Raw genomic sequence first — 16,117 nt, 5'->3', positions numbered from 1 at the left:
GTGGCCAAAACCATACATTCGATGATCAGGGTCCTGGACGAGACGCGTTCGGTGGCGTTCTACGGCAAGGCATTCGGGCTGACGGTGGCCGAGAGGCTGGATTTCGAGACCTTCACCCTCGTCTACATGAGCAATGGCGAAAGCCCGTTCGAGCTCGAACTGACGATCAACAAGGGGCGCGCCGAACCCTACCAGCTCGGCGACGGCTACGGTCATCTCGCCGTCTCCGTCGACGACCTCGACGGCGAGCATGCGCGGATGGGCGCGCTCGGGCTCGAGCCCGGCAGGATCGTCGAATTCAACCGCGAGGGCAGCCTGCTCGCCCGCTTCTTCTTCATCACCGACCCCGACGGCTACAAGATCGAGGTACTGCAGCGGCACGGCCGCTTCAAGTGAACAGGCTGGCGGCCGGAGGAGGGCCGCCGGCCAAGGATGCAATGGGAGGAACGAACATGACCACGATCTACGAGCGCGGCGCGGGTCCGCAATCCGGCCTGTCGCGGCGCGAGCTTCTCAAGCGCGGCACGATCGGGGCCGCGCTGATCGTCACCGGCAATGCGGTGATCAGCCCCGATCGCGCCTGGGGCCTCGAGACGACGGCGCTGAAGCCGGACACCATGGCGACGCTGATCAAGCTCGCCCGCGACATCTACCCGCACGACCAGATCCCCGACCGCTTCTACGCCATCGCCGTGAAGGGGCAGGACGTGAAGGCGGGCAAGGACCCGGCGCACCGGGAACTGATCGAGGTGGGCATTGCCGAGCTCGACAGGCGGGTCGGCGCTGGCGGCTACCGCGGGCTCGGCTGGGAGGACGACCGCGTCGCGATCCTGCGCGAGATCGAGACGACGCCCTTCTTCCAGGCGGTGCGCGGCGACCTCGTCGTCTCCTTGTACAACCAGAAGGAACTCTGGCCACACTTCGGCTACGAGGGCGAATCCTATTCGAAGGGCGGCTACATCAGCCGCGGTTTCGACGACATCGAGTGGCTGTAGGGCCGGGCGAGGGCCGGCGCCGGAGGAGGGCGCCCGCCGGGCACGGACGTGCCGATCGCAGAGACAGACCGGGAGGAAAGCATGGCAGCTCCATACAGACTGGACGATGACAGCGTCGTCGTCATCATCGGCTCGGGTGCCGGCGGCGGCACGCTGGGCAATGAACTGGCGCAGAAGGGGATCGACGTCGTCATCCTCGAGGCGGGTGCGCGCATCGAATACGAAGACTTCATCAACGACGAGTGGGACAGCTTCGCCCAGCTCGCCTGGCTCGATCACCGCACGACCGGCGGCGGCTGGCGCGTCTCGAAGGATTTTCCCAACCTTCCGGCCTGGATCGTCAAGGCCGTGGGCGGGACGACGACGCACTGGGCCGGCGCCTCGCTGCGCTTCCAGGAGCATGAATTCAAGGCGCTTTCCACCTACGGCAAGGTCGAGGGCGCCAATCTCCTGGACTGGCCGATCACGCTCGCCGAACTCGAGCCCTACTATTCCAAGGCCGAGGACAAGATGGGCGTGACCCGCACCCACGGGATCGAGGGGCTGCCCGGCAACAACAACTTCAAGGTCTTCAAGGCCGGGGCCGACAAGCTCGGCTACGAGAAGTGTCACACCGGCCGGATGGCCATCAACTCCGCCGAGCGCGACGACCGGATGAGCTGTCAGCAGACGGGCTTCTGCTTCCAGGGCTGCAAATGGGGCGCGAAGTGGTCGACGCTCTATACGGAAATCCCGAAGGGCGAGGCGACCGGCAGGCTCGAGGTGCGGCCGAAGTCGCATGTGGTGCGGATCGAGCACGGCGACGACGGCAAGGTGACCAACGTCGTCTATGCCGACAAGGACGGCAAGCTGCAGAGCCAGAAGGCGCGGATCGTCTGTGTCGCCGGCAATTCGATCGAGAGCCCGCGGCTGCTTTTGAACTCGGCCTCGGCAAAGTTCCCGGACGGGCTTGCCAATTCCTCCGGCCAGGTCGGCAAGAACTACATGCGGCATACGACCGGTTCGGTCTATGCCGTGTTCGAGAAACCGGTGCACTTCTATCGCGGCACGACCATGGCCGGCATCATCCAGGACGAGGCGCATCACGATCCCAAGCGCGGCTTCGTCGGCGGCTACGAGATGGAGACGCTGGCGCTCGGCGTGCCCTTCATGGCCGCGTTCCTCGACCCGGGCGGCTGGGGCCGGTCCTTCGCTTCCGCGATGGACGGCTATGCGAACACCGCCGGGCTCTGGATCGTCGGCGAGGACATGCCGCAGGAGCAGAACGCGGTGAAACTGCATGCGACGCTCAAGGACCAGTACGGCATGCCGATCCCCGACGTCTGGTTCACCGACCACGCCAACGACGTCGCCATGCGCAACCATGCCTACAAGCAGGGCCAGGCGCTCTACGAGGCGGTCGGCGCGATCCGCACCTTCCCGACGCCGCCCTATCCCTCGACCCACAACCTCGGCACCAACCGGATGAGCGAGAAGGCCGAAGACGGCGTCGTCAACAAGTGGGGACAGACCCACGACATCAAGAACCTGTTCGTCTCCGACGGCAGCCAGTTCACCACCGGGGCGGCGGAGAACCCGACGCTGACCATCGTGACGCTGGCGATCCGCCAGGCCGACTACATTGCCGAGCAGATGACCGCTGGCACCATCTGACGGCCACGCCAACCTCCCCCGGCCATCTGCGGCGGGTGGCCGGTGATCGCGCGCGGAGCATGCCGCGCCAACTCTGGTCGGCCCCCCGGCCATTTTTTTTGAGAGCAGGGGGGGGGCGGGGCGCCGTCGACCGCGATGCCCGAAACGACCGCGGGCGGACCTTGCGGCCCGCCCGTTGTCGTTTTCCTTGCCTGATGGCGTCGCGCCGGCCTCAGTGCAGGATCTGGCTGAGGAACAGCTTGGTGCGCTCGTGCTGCGGATTGTCGAAGAAGTTGTGCGGGTCGTTCTGCTCGACGATCTGGCCCTGGTCCATGAAGATCACCCGGTTGGCGACCTGGCGGGCGAAGCCCATCTCGTGGGTGACGCAGAGCATGGTCATGCCTTCCTCGGCGAGCGAGACCATGGTGTCCAGCACCTCCTTGACCATTTCCGGGTCGAGGGCGGAGGTCGGTTCGTCGAACAGCATGATCTTCGGCTTCATGCAGAGCGAGCGGGCGATCGCCACGCGCTGCTGCTGACCACCGGAGAGCTGGCCCGGATACTTGTGCGCCTGCTCGGGGATCTTGACCCGCTCCAGGTAGTGCATCGCCACCTGCTCGGCGTCCTTCTTCGGCATCTTGCGCACCCAGATCGGCGCCAGCGTGCAGTTCTCCAGGATCGTCAGGTGCGGGAAGAGATTGAAGTGCTGGAACACCATGCCGACCTCGCGGCGCACCTCGTCGATCTTCTTCAGGTCGTTCGTCAGCTCGATGCCGTCGACGATGATCTGGCCCTTCTGGTGCTCTTCCAGCCGGTTGATGCAGCGGATCATGGTGGACTTGCCGGAGCCCGACGGTCCGGCGATGACGATGCGCTCGCCGCGCATCACCTTCAGATTGATGTCGCGCAGCACGTGGAAATCGCCGTACCACTTGTTCATGTTGACGATGTCCACGGCCACGTCTGTCGCGGAGACCGCCATCTTCTTGGGTTGAGTTGCCATCGATGTTGTTTCCCCTGAGGTTATCTCTTGTGGCTCTTGTCGAGCCGGCGCTCCACGAAGGCCGAATAACGCGACATTCCGAAGCAGAAAATCCAGAACGTGAACCCGGCGAAGATCAGGCCCGTCAGCGGGGTGACGGGTGTGATCCAGCCGCTGTCGCCGAAGCTCGCCTTGACGATGCCGAGCAGGTCATACATCGAGATGATGGTCACGAGCGAGGTGTCCTTGAACATTCCGATGAAGGTGTTGACGATGCCCGGGATGACCAGCTTGATCGCCTGCGGCAGGACGACGAAGGTCATCTTGTGGAAATAGTTCAGGCCGAGCGCATCGGCGGCCTCGTACTGGCCCTTCGGGATCGCCTGCAGGCCGCCGCGGATGACCTCGGCCATATAGGCCGAGGCGAAGACCGATACGCCGATCAGCGCCCGCAGGAACTTGTCGATGTTGTTGCCGGGCTCCAGGAAGAGCGGCAGCAACACGCTCGCCATGAACAGCACCGTGATCAGCGGCACGCCCCGGATCAGTTCGATGAAGCTGATGCACGCGGTCCGGACGATCGGCATCTGCGAGCGGCGGCCGAGCGCCAGGAGAATGCCGGCCGGCAGCGATATGACGATGCCGACGAAGGAGAGGATCAGCGTCACCATCAGCCCGCCCCAGAGCGTCGTCTCGACGTGCGAGAGGCCGAAGTGGCCGCCGAGCAGAAGCACATAGGCGAGGATCGGCAGCGCGACGAGCAGCAGGATGGCGTTCAATCCCTTGCGCGGTGCCTTCGGCATCAGAAGCGGGACGAGCAGGGCGACGAACAGGCCGCCGATGAGCAGGGGCCGCCAGAGCTGGTCGCGGGGGTAGGAGCCGAACATGAACTGGACGAAGCGGTCGCCGACATAGGCCCAGCAGGCGCCACTCCATCCGCTCGGCAGTGCGCCGCCCTGGTCGACGGTCAGGCAGGCGGTTCGGTTTTCGCCCGTCCACACGGCGGAGAGGAACAGCCAGTCGATCGCACCCGGCAGAAAGTACAGGAGCGCCACCAGTGCGGCGATCGTCATGGCGCTGTCCGTCCAGGTGGCGAACAGGTTCTTGCGCATCCAGCCGACGATCGTGGAATCGGAAACCGGCGGCTGCGCGGCGGGAATGAATTGGTCGCGGACGTAAGTGATGTTCTCGGCCATCTCAGCGCTCCACCAGTGCCATCTTGGCGTTGAACCAGTTCATGAACAGCGACGTGAGGAGGCTGATCGACAGGTAGATCGCCATCCAGATCGCGATGATCTCGATCGAGTGGCCCGACTGGTTGAGGATCGTGCCGCCGACCGCGACGAGGTCGGCGTAACCGACTGCGACGGCGAGCGACGAGTTCTTGATGATGTTGAGATACTGCGACGTCAGCGGCGGGATGATGATCCTCAGGGCCTGGGGCAGTATGACGAGCCGTGTCGTCGGCCCCGGCCTCAGCCCCAACGCATAGGATGCTTCCGTCTGCCCGCCCGGGACGCCCCGGATGCCGGCGCGCACGATCTCCGCGATGAAGGAGGCGGAGTACAGCGACAGCGCCAGGTAGAGCGCCAGGAACTCGGGCCCGATGACCATGCCGCCCTTCATGTTGAACGAGCCGGGAACCGGGTAGTCGAACGACAGCGGCATCCCCATCAGAAGGAAGACCGCGAAAGGCAGCAAGAGGATCAGGGCGAGGTTGACCATCAGGACCGGCGGGCGGTTGCCGGTCGCCCGCTGGCGGGCATTGGCCCAAACGGTAAAGGCGATCGCGGCGAGGACGCCGGCGACGAAGGCGGCGACGACGAGGCCGAATCCGTCGCCGAAGATGGGCGCCGGCATATAGATGCCCCGGTTCGATATGAAGAAGATCGCACCCGGATTGTCCTTCACATGCTGGAAGATGGTGCGGATGGTCGGCAGCAGCGCCAGGACGCCCAGGTACCAGAAGAAGATGACGAGCAGCGGCGGGATATTGCGGAAGATCTCGACATAGACCGTGCACAGCCGCGCGACGAGCCAGTTGTGCGAAAGGCGGCCGATGCCGACCAGCAGGCCCACGATCGTCGCCGTGACGATACTGCAGGCCGCGACGACCAGCGTGTTCAGGAGGCCGACCTGCAAGGCCCTGAAATAGGTCGAATCGCTGGTATAGGCGATCAGGCTCTGGGCGATATCGAAGCCGGCGCGGCTGTTGAGGAAGCCAAAGCCGCTCGTCATGTTGGCGCGGGCGAGGTTTTGGGTCGCGTTGTGCCAGGCGTACCAGACGACCCAGACGATCAGGACGAGTGTCAGTATCTGGTAGACATAGCTTCGTAGGGCGGGATTGTAGAGGAGCGACACCTTCGGAGGTTCGCCGTCCCCGGTGCGGGCTTGCGCAATAGCCATTCAGTACCCCTTCTTTCCGTTCGCCCTTTTTGCCGGGCGTTACTTTTAACGGGAGGGCGGAATTTCCGCCCTCCCGGCAGTTCGGCTCAGCTGCCGATCAACGGATCGGCGGAGCGTATTGCAGGCCGCCCTTGTTCCACAGCGCGTTCAGGCCGCGGTCGATCTTGAGCGGCGAGGCCTGGCCGACGTTGCGTTCGAACGATTCGCCGTAGTTGCCGACGGCCTTGATGATCTGCACGGCCCAGTCCTTCGGAAGGCCGAGGTCCGCGCCGAGGGTCGAATCGGCTTCTTCGCCGAGGAAGCGCTTGATGTCGGGGTTGGCCGACTTCTTCATCTCCTCGACATTAGCCTGGGTGATGCCGAATTCCTCGGCGGCGACCAGCGCGTAGTGCGACCAGCTGACGACATCCAGCCACTTGGAGTCGTTCTGGCGGACTGCCGCGCCGAGCGGTTCCTTGGAGATGATCTCCGGCAGGACCATGTGGTCGTCCGGGTTGGCCATCTTCAGGCGGATCGAATAGAGGCCGGAGGCGTCGGTCGTATAGGCGTCGCAACGGCCGGCATTGTAGGCGGCGTCGGCTTCGTCCTGGGACTCGAACACGACGGGCTTGAAGTCCATGTTGTTGGAGCGGAAGTAGTCGGCGAGGTTCAGTTCGGTCGTGGTGCCGGACTGTACGCAGACCGAGGCGCCGCTCAGTTCGAGCGCCGACTTCACGCCGAGCTCCTTCTTCACCATGAAGCCCTGGCCGTCATAATAGGTGACGGCGCGGAAGTCGAAGCCGAGCTGCGAATCGCGGCTGGTGCTCCAGGTGGTGTTGCGGGCGAGCATGTCGATTTCGCCCGACTGCAGGGCGGGGAAGCGATCCTTGGCGGAAAGGGGCGTGTACTTCACCTTGGTGGCGTCACCAAAGATGGCAGCGGCCACGGCCTTGCAGAGATCCACATCAAGGCCCGACCAGTTGCCGGCCGAATCCTGCGCGCCGAAGCCTGCGAGGTTCGAGCCGTTGACACCGCACTGTACGAAACCCTTTGCCTTCACGTCGGAAAGCGTGTCCGCCTGGGCAGCCTGGGCGCCCATCCCCAATACGGCAGCGCCAACGAGTGCCGTCACGATCTTCTTTGCCATGTCCAAATACCCTTGTTCTATTTGTCTTTCTTTGTCCGCCCGGCGCTGCCAAGGTGCGGGAGCGCTGGCGGCACTCGTCACCCTCCCGGCGCGAGTTGACCTATCTCATGCTCAAAATGACGCAGGGTCAAGAGTGGCCGCCCGATTTCCAAGCAAGCTGGTGAATCTCACTGCCATTGACAAAAAAATATGCAAAATCAGCTGGAAAAGTGCATCATAAGCTCAAAATAACCGCTGCTGCGGAGGCCCTTGCGCGACCGAACCGTCACATCCGCGTGATGGGTCCTTCAGCAAAATTGGCTTGACCGCGCAAATCACCCTCTGGAAAGTGCAAAGTCTCCCATCAAGCAACCCTGCGGATCCCGTTTCATGAATGACAAGAAAGACGTGCTGGCCGCCGCCGGCCCGAATACCCGGCTGACCCATGTCGGCAACGATCCCGCCGAATTCCACGGCTTCGTCAATCCGCCGGTCGTCCATGCCTCCACCGTGCTCTTCCCGAATGCGGCGACGATGGAGAAGCGGGCGCAGAAATACACCTACGGCACGCGCGGCACGCCGACCACGGACGCGCTCTGTGCGGCGATCGACGAGCTCGAGGGCTCTGCCGGCACGATTCTCGTGCCCTCCGGACTCGCTGCCGTCACCGTGCCGTTCCTCGCGTTCCTGTCGGCGGGCGACCACGCGCTCATCGTCGATTCGGTCTACAGCCCGACGCGGTATTTCTGCGACACGATGCTGACCCGCCTCGGCGTCACCGTCGAATACTACGACCCCGCCGTCGGTGCGGGGATCGCCGCGCTGATGAAGCCGAATACGAAGCTCGTGCATCTCGAGGCGCCGGGCTCGAACACCTTCGAGATGCAGGACGTGCGTGCCATTGCGGATGCCGCGCACAAGGGCGGCGCCGTCGTCACCATGGACAACACCTGGGCGACGCCGCTCTACTTCCGTCCGCTCGACCACGGCGTCGACATTTCGATCCATGCGGCGACGAAGTATCCCTCCGGCCATTCCGACATCCTGATGGGGACGGTCTCGGCCAATGCGGCCCACTGGAACAGGCTCTGGGAGGGGAATTTCGCGCTCGGCATCTGCGGCTGCCCGGATGATGCCTACCAGATCCTGCGCGGCCTGAGGACGATGGGCGTCAGGCTGGAGCGGCATCAGGACAGTGCCCTGAGGCTTGCCGAGTGGCTGGAGGGCAGGGACGACGTCGCCGCCGTGCTTCACCCGGGCCTGCCGAGCTTTCCGGGGCATGCGCTGTGGAAGCGCGATTTCAAGGGTGCCAGCGGCATCTTCTCGGTCGTGCTCGACGGCGGCAGCCCGGAACGCTTCAAGGCCAAGGCGCATGCCTTCCTCGATGCGCTGCGCATCTTCGGTCTCGGCTATTCCTGGGGCGGCTTCGAGAGCCTTGCCGTCCACGTCAACCTGAACGACCGGACGATCTGCAAGGGGCCGACGGCGGGACCGCTGGTGCGGCTGCAGATCGGCCTGGAGGACATCGCCGATCTGCGCGCCGACATCGAGCGCGGCTTGGCGGCTGCCCGGGCCGTCTAGAATCGGCCGGCGCTACCCTGCCGCCTCTGGCGAACGCTTTCCGGTGCTCGCTCCCTCGGGCGCGGTCACGGTGCGGCCAGCCGGCAAGGGCGCTCAGATGTCCGGCCGGTAGCCGTAGAGCCAGTCGAGATCGGCCGCCAGGCTCTCGGCGCTCCGCAGGCCCAGCACGATATCGCGCACAAGGGCCACAGGCCCGCGCGCGTGGTAGGCGAAGCGGTTGAAATCGGCCCGTGCGCGAACGCGGCCGATGCGCTGCCGGCGCTGCTCTTCGAAGCCGGCAAGGGCGGTCCTGGCGTCCGCTCCGCCGGCGAGTGCCTGCGCCAGTTCGGCCGCGTCCTCGATCGCCATGGCCGCACCCTGCGCGGCAAAGGGCGTCGTCGCATGCGCGGCGTCGCCGATCAGAAGAAGATCCTTGCCGTCGAACCAGCGCCCGTCGCCGCATTCGTAGAGCGGCCAGGCGAGGGGCTTCTCGGCGAGGGCCAGGAGGGCGGCGATGTCCTTGTTCCAGCCGGAGAAGGCGTCGAGCCCGAAGGCGCTGCCGGCCTCACCGGCGTGCACGTCCCAGCTGTGACTGATGAATGCCGGTCCCTTGTGGATCGCGACGATGTTGAAGGCGTCCGCCTCGGTGAGCGGATAGGCGACAAGATGCGCCGAAGGCCCGACGAAGGCGGTGACCGCGCGCGGATCGAGAAAACGCGGCGCCGTTGCGAAGGGGATCGTGAAGCGCCAGGCGATGTTGCCGCTGAAGCGGGCGTTGGCCGCACCCGGGACGCCCGCCCGCATGGTCGACCAGACGCCGTCGGCGGCGATCGTCAGGTCCGGACGGACGCCGATCAGGTCGGCGATCTCGGCGGCGCGGTCGTAGCCTTCCATCCGCACGCCGAGCGTCATGCCGATGAGCGGGTTCCCGCTTGCCGCCTCGAACAGCACCTGCTGCAGCGTGGCGCGATGAAGGACACCGTAGGGGGCGTGCCAGCGACGGCGGGCGTCGGCACCGACCGGAACATGGGCGAGCGGCTTCAGGCTGCGACCGGAGGCGATCACGATCCGCTCCGGCTCGGTCCAGCGTTTTTCCAGGGCAGGGAGGAGACCAAGCGTGGCAAGGACGCGCGACGCGTTCGGCGAGATCTGCAGGCCGGCGCCGACCTCCTCGAGCCGCTCGGCCTGTTCGATCAGGTGGCTGGCGATGCCCTTTCGGGCAAGGCAGAGTGCCGCGGTCAGCCCGGCCATGCCGGCGCCGACGATCGCGACCGTTCGCACGGTCATCCGCGCGACTCCTCAGATGACATCGATCAGGCGGCCTGGTTTGCGAAGGTGCAACCGACGGGGTTGGTCTGCGTCGCCTTGAGCGAGGGGTTGTAACGATAGAGCGTGGAGCAGTAGCCGCAGACCTTCTCGTTGTCGTCGCCCATGTCGATGAAGATATGGGGATGATCGAAGGGGACCGAGGCGCCGACGCACATGAATTCCTTGACGCCGATCTCGATCACCGCGTGTCCGCCGTCGTTCTGGAAATGGGGAATGCTGTGGCCAGCCATGGGATGCTCCGGGTGGTATGTCGAAATTTCGGCGGACCATATAGCCGTTGCACGCAAATGTGTAGCGGCAAACGTCAAGTCGCGGCGGAGAAAAAACAGGGTGAAGCGTTCCATCCTGCGGCAAAGCGTCCTAAGAGCGGAGCGACCGCGGACACGACTTGCGCACACCCAGAGGCAATGGACATGAATCTCGATCCCCCGACCTTTTCCCGTTTCCACCACGACGGGCTCGAGCTGGCGTTTTTCGACGAGGGCGACCCGTCCGGTGCGCCGGTGCTGCTGATCCACGGCTTCGCCTCGAGCGCCAGCGTCAACTGGGTCTATCCCGGCTGGATGAAGACGCTCGGCGACGCCGGCTACCGGGTGATCGGCATCGACAATCGCGGCCACGGCAGGAGCGACAAGCCGCACGATCCGGCCCTCTACCATCCCCCCGCCATGGCCGGCGACGCGGCCGCATTGCTCGATCATCTCGGCATCCCCGAGGCCCATGTCATGGGCTATTCGATGGGCGCGCGCATCACCGCCTTCATGGCGATCGGCCATCCGCACCGCGTCCGTTCCGTCGTCTTCGGCGGTCTCGGCATCGGCATGGTCGACGGGGTGGGCGACTGGGATCCGATCGCCGACGCGCTGCTGGCGCCGTCTCTGGAGGACGTCAGCCACGAGCGCGGGCGGATGTTCCGCGCCTTTGCCGAACAGACGAAATCGGACCGCAAGGCGCTGGCGGCCTGCATCGCCACCTCGCGCGACCTGTTGACGCCCGCCGACATGGCGCGGATCGACGTGCCCGCGCTCGTCGCGGTCGGCACGAAGGACGACATCGCCGGTTCCCCCGAAGCGCTGGCCAGGCTGATGCCGGACGGGCGCGCCGTCGACATCCCCGGCCGCGACCACATGCTGGCGGTGGGCGATCGCGTGTTCAAGAAGGCGGTCCTGGCCTTCTATGCGGAAATCGACGGTCGATAGCGCCTCCGTGACCGCCGGGGCATTCCGCCCCGCGGCCGTTTGCTCTATATATTGAGCCAGACGCAAGAAGGAGTACGGCGATGGTCGCCAGCAATGAGAAGCGCGCCGACGACAAGCTGAAGGTGATGGACCCGATCTGGGACAGCCTGCAGCAGGAGGCGCGTGTCGCGGCACAGGAGGACCCGCTGCTGGCGGCGTTTCTCTACTCGACGGTGATCAACCAGGCCTCGCTGGAGGCGAGCGTGATCCACCGCGTCTGCGAGCGGCTCGACCATCCCGACCTGCAGGCGAACCTTCTGCGCCAGACCTTCGAGGAGATGCAGGCGGCCTGGCCGGAATGGGGCGCGATCCTCAGGGTCGACATCCAGGCGGTCTATGACCGCGACCCGGCCTGCACGCGGTTCATCGAGCCGGTGCTCTATTTCAAGGGATTCCACGCGATCCAGACGCATCGGCTGGCCCACTGGCTGCACCTGAACGGGCGGCGCGATTTCGCCCTCTACCTGCAGAGCCGCTCCTCCAGCGTGTTCCAGACGGACATCAACCCGGCGGCCCGGATCGGCAAGGGCATCTTCCTCGATCACGCCACCGGCCTCGTCGTCGGCGAGACGGCGGTGATCGGCGACAACGTCTCGATCCTGCACAACGTCACGCTCGGCGGCACCGGCAAGGAGGGCGGCGACCGCCATCCGAAGATCGACAACGGCGTGCTCATCGGCGCCGGCGCCAAGATCCTCGGCAACATCCACATCGGCCACTGCTCGCGGATCGCCGCGGGTTCGGTCGTGCTGAAGGACATGCCGCCGAAGTCGACCGTCGCAGGCGTCCCGGCCAAGGTCGTGGGGGAGGCGGGCTGTTCGGAACCGTCGCGCGCCATGGACCAGATCCTGCACGGCGCAGGCTTCGACATCTGAACGCAAAACGCTGGAGACTGGCCTCTTTCAGGGTTTACAGCGTCCGGCGCAGGTGCGAGAAGCGGCGCGAACGAACCGATACGGAGACGCAATCGTGAAGCCCGAAGAGATCAGGAAGCTTGAGGCCTACTTCAAGCGGAACTTCAACAAGGACATGGTCATCAAGGCACGCCCGAAGAAGGACGAGTCGGCGGAAGTCTATCTGGCCGACGAGTTTCTGGGCGTCGTTTTCCGGGACGAGGAGGACGGCGAGCTGTCCTACAACTTCTCGATGGCGATCCTCGACATCGATCTCTGATCCCGCCGCCCGACGGCGATCCGATCAAGCCCGGCGCCAAGAGGCGGCCGGGCTTTTTTGTGTCCTGTCAGGTTCCGCCGACCAAGCATTTGCAATTGCTGACTAATATTGCAGTGCGGCAAACAAATTGACTTTATTGTGCATTGCATATAGTTTTGGCCTGTCCGGGTGGGACAAATAGGAGGAAATACATGTTCAATTTCGATGAGGCCAACAAGACGGGCAAGGAAACGATGGACACGATCCTGAAGAGCTACTCGTCGGTGGCCAAGGGCATGCAGGCCATCGCGACCGAAGCTGCCGACTACTCCAAGAAGTCGTTCGAGGAGGGCGTTGCGCATTTCGAGAAGCTGTCGACCGTGAAGAGCTTTGAAGCCGCCTTCGAACTGCAGACCTCCTTCCTGAAGAAGTCCTACGAGTCCTACATCGCCGAGGCGACGAAGATCGGGGAAATGTATTCCGACCTCGCCAAGACCGCCTACAAGCCCTACGAGGCGCCGGTGGCCAAGGCGACCGCAGCGGCCAAGGCGGCCGTCGCGGCCTGATCACCGCAAGCGATTGTTTCGGAAGGCCGGCGGCGCGGAAGTGTCGCCGGCCTTTGCCGTTTTGGCGCACGCCGCTAAAATTCAGGCTTTCAATCCCGCACCGCTGGATTATCCTTGCAGGACGAAGCAGGGGCCTTAAAATCCCGAAAGGAACCACTAGATTACGTAGGCATGATGACGGCAACCGTCGGCCGCCGCGGCTTTCCCTTCATGCGAGAGCCGCACTCACGAGGAATGAACTGGAATGAATGCGATACCGGGCCGGTTGCAGGGCAATGAAGGAAGCGGCGACACTCCCGGTCGCAGCACTTCCGTCATTACCCGCACGAAGCCGAAGACCAAGAAGCCGAGCCTCTACCGGGTGCTGCTTCTCAATGACGATTACACGCCAATGGAATTCGTGATCCATATCCTCGAGCGGTTCTTCCAGAAGGACCGCGAGGCTGCAACCCGGATCATGCTGCATGTGCATAATCACGGCGTGGGTGAGTGTGGCGTTTTTACCTACGAGGTTGCCGAAACCAAAGTGACACAGGTGATGGATTTCTCCCGCCAGCACCAGCATCCGCTCCAGTGTGTCATGGAAAAGAAATGAGGAATGAACGTGCCAACTTTTTCGACCAGTCTTGAGAAAGCGCTTCACCAGGCACTGACCTACGCCAATGAGCGCCACCATGAATATGCCACGCTGGAGCACCTGCTTCTGGCGCTGATCGACGACGCCGACGCGGCGGCGGTGATGGGCGCCTGCAACGTCAATCTCGAAACCCTGCGCAAGACGGTCTCCGACTACGTCGACAACGACCTTGCCAACCTGGTCACGGGGTACGAGGAGGATTCCAAGCCGACCTCCGGCTTCCAGCGCGTCATCCAGCGCGCCGTCATCCACGTCCAGTCTTCCGGCCGGGAAGAGGTGACCGGGGCAAACGTCCTCGTCGCGATCTTCGCCGAACGGGAAAGCCATGCCGCCTACTTCCTGCAGGAACAGGAGATGACGCGCTACGACGCCGTCAACTTCATCTCGCACGGGATCGGCAAGCGGCCGGGATCGTCCGAGGCCCGGACCGTGCGCGGGTCCGAGGAGACCGAGAACGAACAGAAGCAGACCCGCTCCCAGGGCGAGCAGGAGGACGCCGGCAAGAAGCAGGACGCACTCACCGCCTACTGCGTCAACCTCAACGAAAAGGCCAAGGTCGGCAAGATCGACCCGCTGATCGGCCGCCACGCCGAGGTCAACCGGACGATCCAGGTGCTGTGCCGCCGCTCCAAGAACAATCCGCTCTATGTCGGTGATCCGGGCGTCGGCAAGACGGCGATCGCCGAGGGGCTGGCCAAGCGCATCGTCGAGAAGAAGGTGCCCGAGGCGCTGCAGGATGCCACGATCTTCTCGCTCGACATGGGCACGCTGCTCGCCGGCACCCGCTATCGCGGCGACTTCGAGGAACGCCTGAAGCAGGTCGTCAAGGAGCTCGAGGAGTATCCGGGCGCGGTGCTCTTCATCGACGAGATCCATACCGTGATCGGCGCCGGCGCCACCTCCGGCGGCGCGATGGATGCCTCGAACCTTCTCAAGCCGGCGCTGTCGTCGGGGGCGATCCGCTGCATCGGTTCGACCACCTACAAGGAATACCGCCAGTTCTTCGAGAAGGACCGGGCGCTGGTCCGCCGCTTCCAGAAGATCGACGTCAACGAGCCGACCATCGACGACACGATCGAGATCATGAAGGGGCTGAAGCCCTATTTCGAGGACTACCACAAGCTGAAGTACTCGAACGAGGCGATCAAGTCGGCGGTCGAGCTTTCGGCCCGCTACATCTCCGACCGCAAGCTGCCCGACAAGGCGATCGACGTGATCGACGAGACGGGGGCCGCACAGATGCTGCTGCCGGCCGGCAAGCGGCGCAAGCTGATCACCGAGAAGGAGATCGAGGCGACGATCGCGACGATGGCCCGCATTCCGCCGAAGACCGTCTCCAAGGACGACGAGACCGTTCTCGCCAACCTCGAGAAGGAGCTTCGTTCGGTCGTCTACGGCCAGGACCTGGCAATCGAGGCGCTGGCGTCGGCGATCAAGCTGGCCCGGGCCGGCCTGCGCGAGCCGAACAAGCCGATCGGCTGCTACCTGTTCTCCGGCCCGACCGGCGTCGGCAAGACCGAGGTGGCCAAGCAGCTGGCGTCGTCGCTGGGCGTCGAACTCCTGCGCTTCGACATGTCGGAATACATGGAGCGGCACACGGTCTCGCGCCTGCTCGGTGCCCCTCCCGGCTATGTCGGCTTCGACCAGGGCGGCCTCCTGACCGACGGCGTCGACCAGCATCCGCATTGCGTGCTGCTGCTCGACGAGATCGAGAAGGCACATCCGGACCTCTACAACATCCTGTTGCAGGTCATGGACCACGGTTCGCTGACCGACCACAACGGCAAGAAGATCGACTTCCGCAACGTCATCCTGATCATGACGACGAATGCGGGCGCCTCCGACATGGCGCGGGCCGCGATCGGCTTCGGCTCGTCCAAGCGCGAAGGCGAGGACATGGAGGCGATCAACCGCCTGTTCACGCCGGAGTTCCGCAACCGTCTGGATGCCATCATCCCGTTCGGCTCGCTGCCGACGCCGGTGATCCACCAGGTCGTGCAGAAGTTCGTCATGCAGCTGGAAACCCAGCTGTCGGAGCGCAACGTCACCTTCGAACTGCAGCCAGAGGCGATCGCCTGGCTGGCCGAGAAGGGCTACGACGAGAAGATGGGCGCCCGCCCGCTGGCGCGCGTCATCCAGGAGAACATCAAGAAGAAGCTCGCCGACGAGATCCTGTTCGGCAAGCTGAAGAAGGGCGGCGTCGTCCGCGTCTCGGTCGGCACCAAGGAGGACGGCACCAAGGGCATCGTGCTCGATGCCGTGCCGGAGACCGCGCCGATCAAGCCGAAGGCGGAGATCGCCACCCCCGCCCGCAAGGCCGCGAAGCCGCGGAAGGCCAAGGAGACCGTCGCCGCCAGTGCGTCGAAGTCCAGGGCCGCCAAGGCAGAGGCCGACAAGGCGACCGCACCGGCCCGCAAGGGCAGCGGCGTGCCGAAGGTCCCGCGCAAGAAATAAGGCCTGCGGCAGCAGGTTCCGTGCCGGGCAGGCGACTGCCCGGCATTTTCATGTGGCATGC

At 64.6% G+C, this 16,117-nt stretch carries 16 protein-coding genes; 10 read left to right on the top strand and 6 right to left on the bottom strand.

Features of this window, described 5'->3' with window-relative positions; genetic code table 11:
• The 3 genes from P0086_RS16200 to P0086_RS16190 all read left to right on the top strand — a co-directional run bounded on the left by P0086_RS16200 (window position 1) and on the right by P0086_RS16190 (window position 2,648).
• Window positions 1-396: a VOC family protein gene (locus P0086_RS16200; RefSeq protein ID WP_148178829.1), complete on the top strand. Its 396-nt coding sequence runs from the start codon at window positions 1-3 to the stop codon at window positions 394-396.
• 56 nt (window positions 397-452) lie between these two features.
• Window positions 453-995: a twin-arginine translocation signal domain-containing protein gene (locus P0086_RS16195; RefSeq protein ID WP_275787349.1), complete on the top strand. Its 543-nt coding sequence runs from the start codon at window positions 453-455 to the stop codon at window positions 993-995.
• Window positions 996-1,076: 81 nt separating this feature from the next.
• Window positions 1,077-2,648, top strand: coding sequence for a GMC family oxidoreductase (locus P0086_RS16190; protein ID WP_275787346.1), 1,572 nt, complete (start codon window positions 1,077-1,079; stop codon window positions 2,646-2,648).
• Between the two features lie 211 nt (window positions 2,649-2,859).
• Here the strand turns inward: P0086_RS16190 and P0086_RS16185 are convergent, their stop codons facing one another.
• From P0086_RS16185 to P0086_RS16170, 4 genes are all read right to left on the bottom strand, one after another.
• Window positions 2,860-3,630, bottom strand: a complete 771-nt coding sequence (locus P0086_RS16185; protein ID WP_112598955.1) for an amino acid ABC transporter ATP-binding protein — start codon at window positions 3,628-3,630, stop codon at window positions 2,860-2,862.
• A gap of 20 nt (window positions 3,631-3,650) precedes the next feature.
• A complete protein-coding gene (locus P0086_RS16180; protein WP_275787344.1) occupies window positions 3,651-4,805 on the bottom strand; it encodes an amino acid ABC transporter permease in 1,155 nt (384 codons plus the stop codon).
• Between the two features lies 1 nt (window position 4,806).
• Window positions 4,807-6,015, bottom strand: coding sequence for an amino acid ABC transporter permease (locus P0086_RS16175; protein WP_275787342.1), 1,209 nt, complete (start codon window positions 6,013-6,015; stop codon window positions 4,807-4,809).
• Between the two features lie 97 nt (window positions 6,016-6,112).
• Complete coding sequence (locus P0086_RS16170) at window positions 6,113-7,141, bottom strand: amino acid ABC transporter substrate-binding protein (RefSeq protein WP_112598950.1); 1,029 nt, start codon at window positions 7,139-7,141, stop codon at window positions 6,113-6,115.
• Window positions 7,142-7,510: 369 nt separating this feature from the next.
• Between P0086_RS16170 and P0086_RS16165 the strand changes: the two genes are divergently transcribed.
• A complete protein-coding gene (locus P0086_RS16165) occupies window positions 7,511-8,701 on the top strand; it encodes a cystathionine beta-lyase (protein WP_275787337.1) in 1,191 nt (396 codons plus the stop codon).
• A 93-nt stretch (window positions 8,702-8,794) separates the two neighbouring features.
• On the opposite strand, the gene P0086_RS16160 is transcribed toward P0086_RS16165, so the two are convergent.
• Together P0086_RS16160 and P0086_RS16155 are read right to left on the bottom strand one after the other, a co-directional pair.
• Complete coding sequence (locus P0086_RS16160; RefSeq protein WP_275787334.1) at window positions 8,795-9,967, bottom strand: FAD-dependent monooxygenase; 1,173 nt, start codon at window positions 9,965-9,967, stop codon at window positions 8,795-8,797.
• Window positions 9,968-9,993: 26 nt separating this feature from the next.
• Window positions 9,994-10,239, bottom strand: a complete 246-nt coding sequence (locus P0086_RS16155; RefSeq protein ID WP_097138376.1) for a zinc-finger domain-containing protein — start codon at window positions 10,237-10,239, stop codon at window positions 9,994-9,996.
• A gap of 183 nt (window positions 10,240-10,422) precedes the next feature.
• Here P0086_RS16155 and P0086_RS16150 point away from each other — a divergent pair, with 183 nt between their 5' ends.
• The 6 genes from P0086_RS16150 to clpA all read left to right on the top strand — a co-directional run bounded on the left by P0086_RS16150 (window position 10,423) and on the right by clpA (window position 16,056).
• On the top strand, window positions 10,423-11,208 hold the full coding sequence (locus tag P0086_RS16150; protein WP_148178840.1) for an alpha/beta hydrolase: 786 nt from the start codon (window positions 10,423-10,425) through the stop codon (window positions 11,206-11,208).
• 80 nt (window positions 11,209-11,288) lie between these two features.
• Complete coding sequence (gene cysE / locus P0086_RS16145) at window positions 11,289-12,122, top strand: serine O-acetyltransferase (protein WP_112598937.1); 834 nt, start codon at window positions 11,289-11,291, stop codon at window positions 12,120-12,122.
• A gap of 94 nt (window positions 12,123-12,216) precedes the next feature.
• Entirely contained in the window at window positions 12,217-12,420 is a 204-nt protein-coding gene (locus tag P0086_RS16140) for a DUF3126 family protein (RefSeq protein WP_097138383.1), read from the top strand.
• A 191-nt stretch (window positions 12,421-12,611) separates the two neighbouring features.
• Entirely contained in the window at window positions 12,612-12,965 is a 354-nt protein-coding gene (locus P0086_RS16135; RefSeq protein WP_275787328.1) for a phasin family protein, read from the top strand.
• A 244-nt stretch (window positions 12,966-13,209) separates the two neighbouring features.
• On the top strand, window positions 13,210-13,560 hold the full coding sequence (gene clpS / locus P0086_RS16130; protein ID WP_112598933.1) for an ATP-dependent Clp protease adapter ClpS: 351 nt from the start codon (window positions 13,210-13,212) through the stop codon (window positions 13,558-13,560).
• Between the two features lie 9 nt (window positions 13,561-13,569).
• A complete protein-coding gene (gene clpA / locus P0086_RS16125; RefSeq protein WP_275787522.1) occupies window positions 13,570-16,056 on the top strand; it encodes an ATP-dependent Clp protease ATP-binding subunit ClpA in 2,487 nt (828 codons plus the stop codon).
• The last annotated feature ends 61 nt before the right edge of the window (window positions 16,057-16,117 follow it).

Source organism: Mycoplana sp. MJR14 (assembly GCF_029210525.1).
Lineage (GTDB): Bacteria > Pseudomonadota > Alphaproteobacteria > Rhizobiales > Rhizobiaceae > Mycoplana.
The sequence above is the reverse complement of the archived record's forward strand: the minus strand, read 5'-3'. Positions and strand labels throughout refer to the sequence as shown.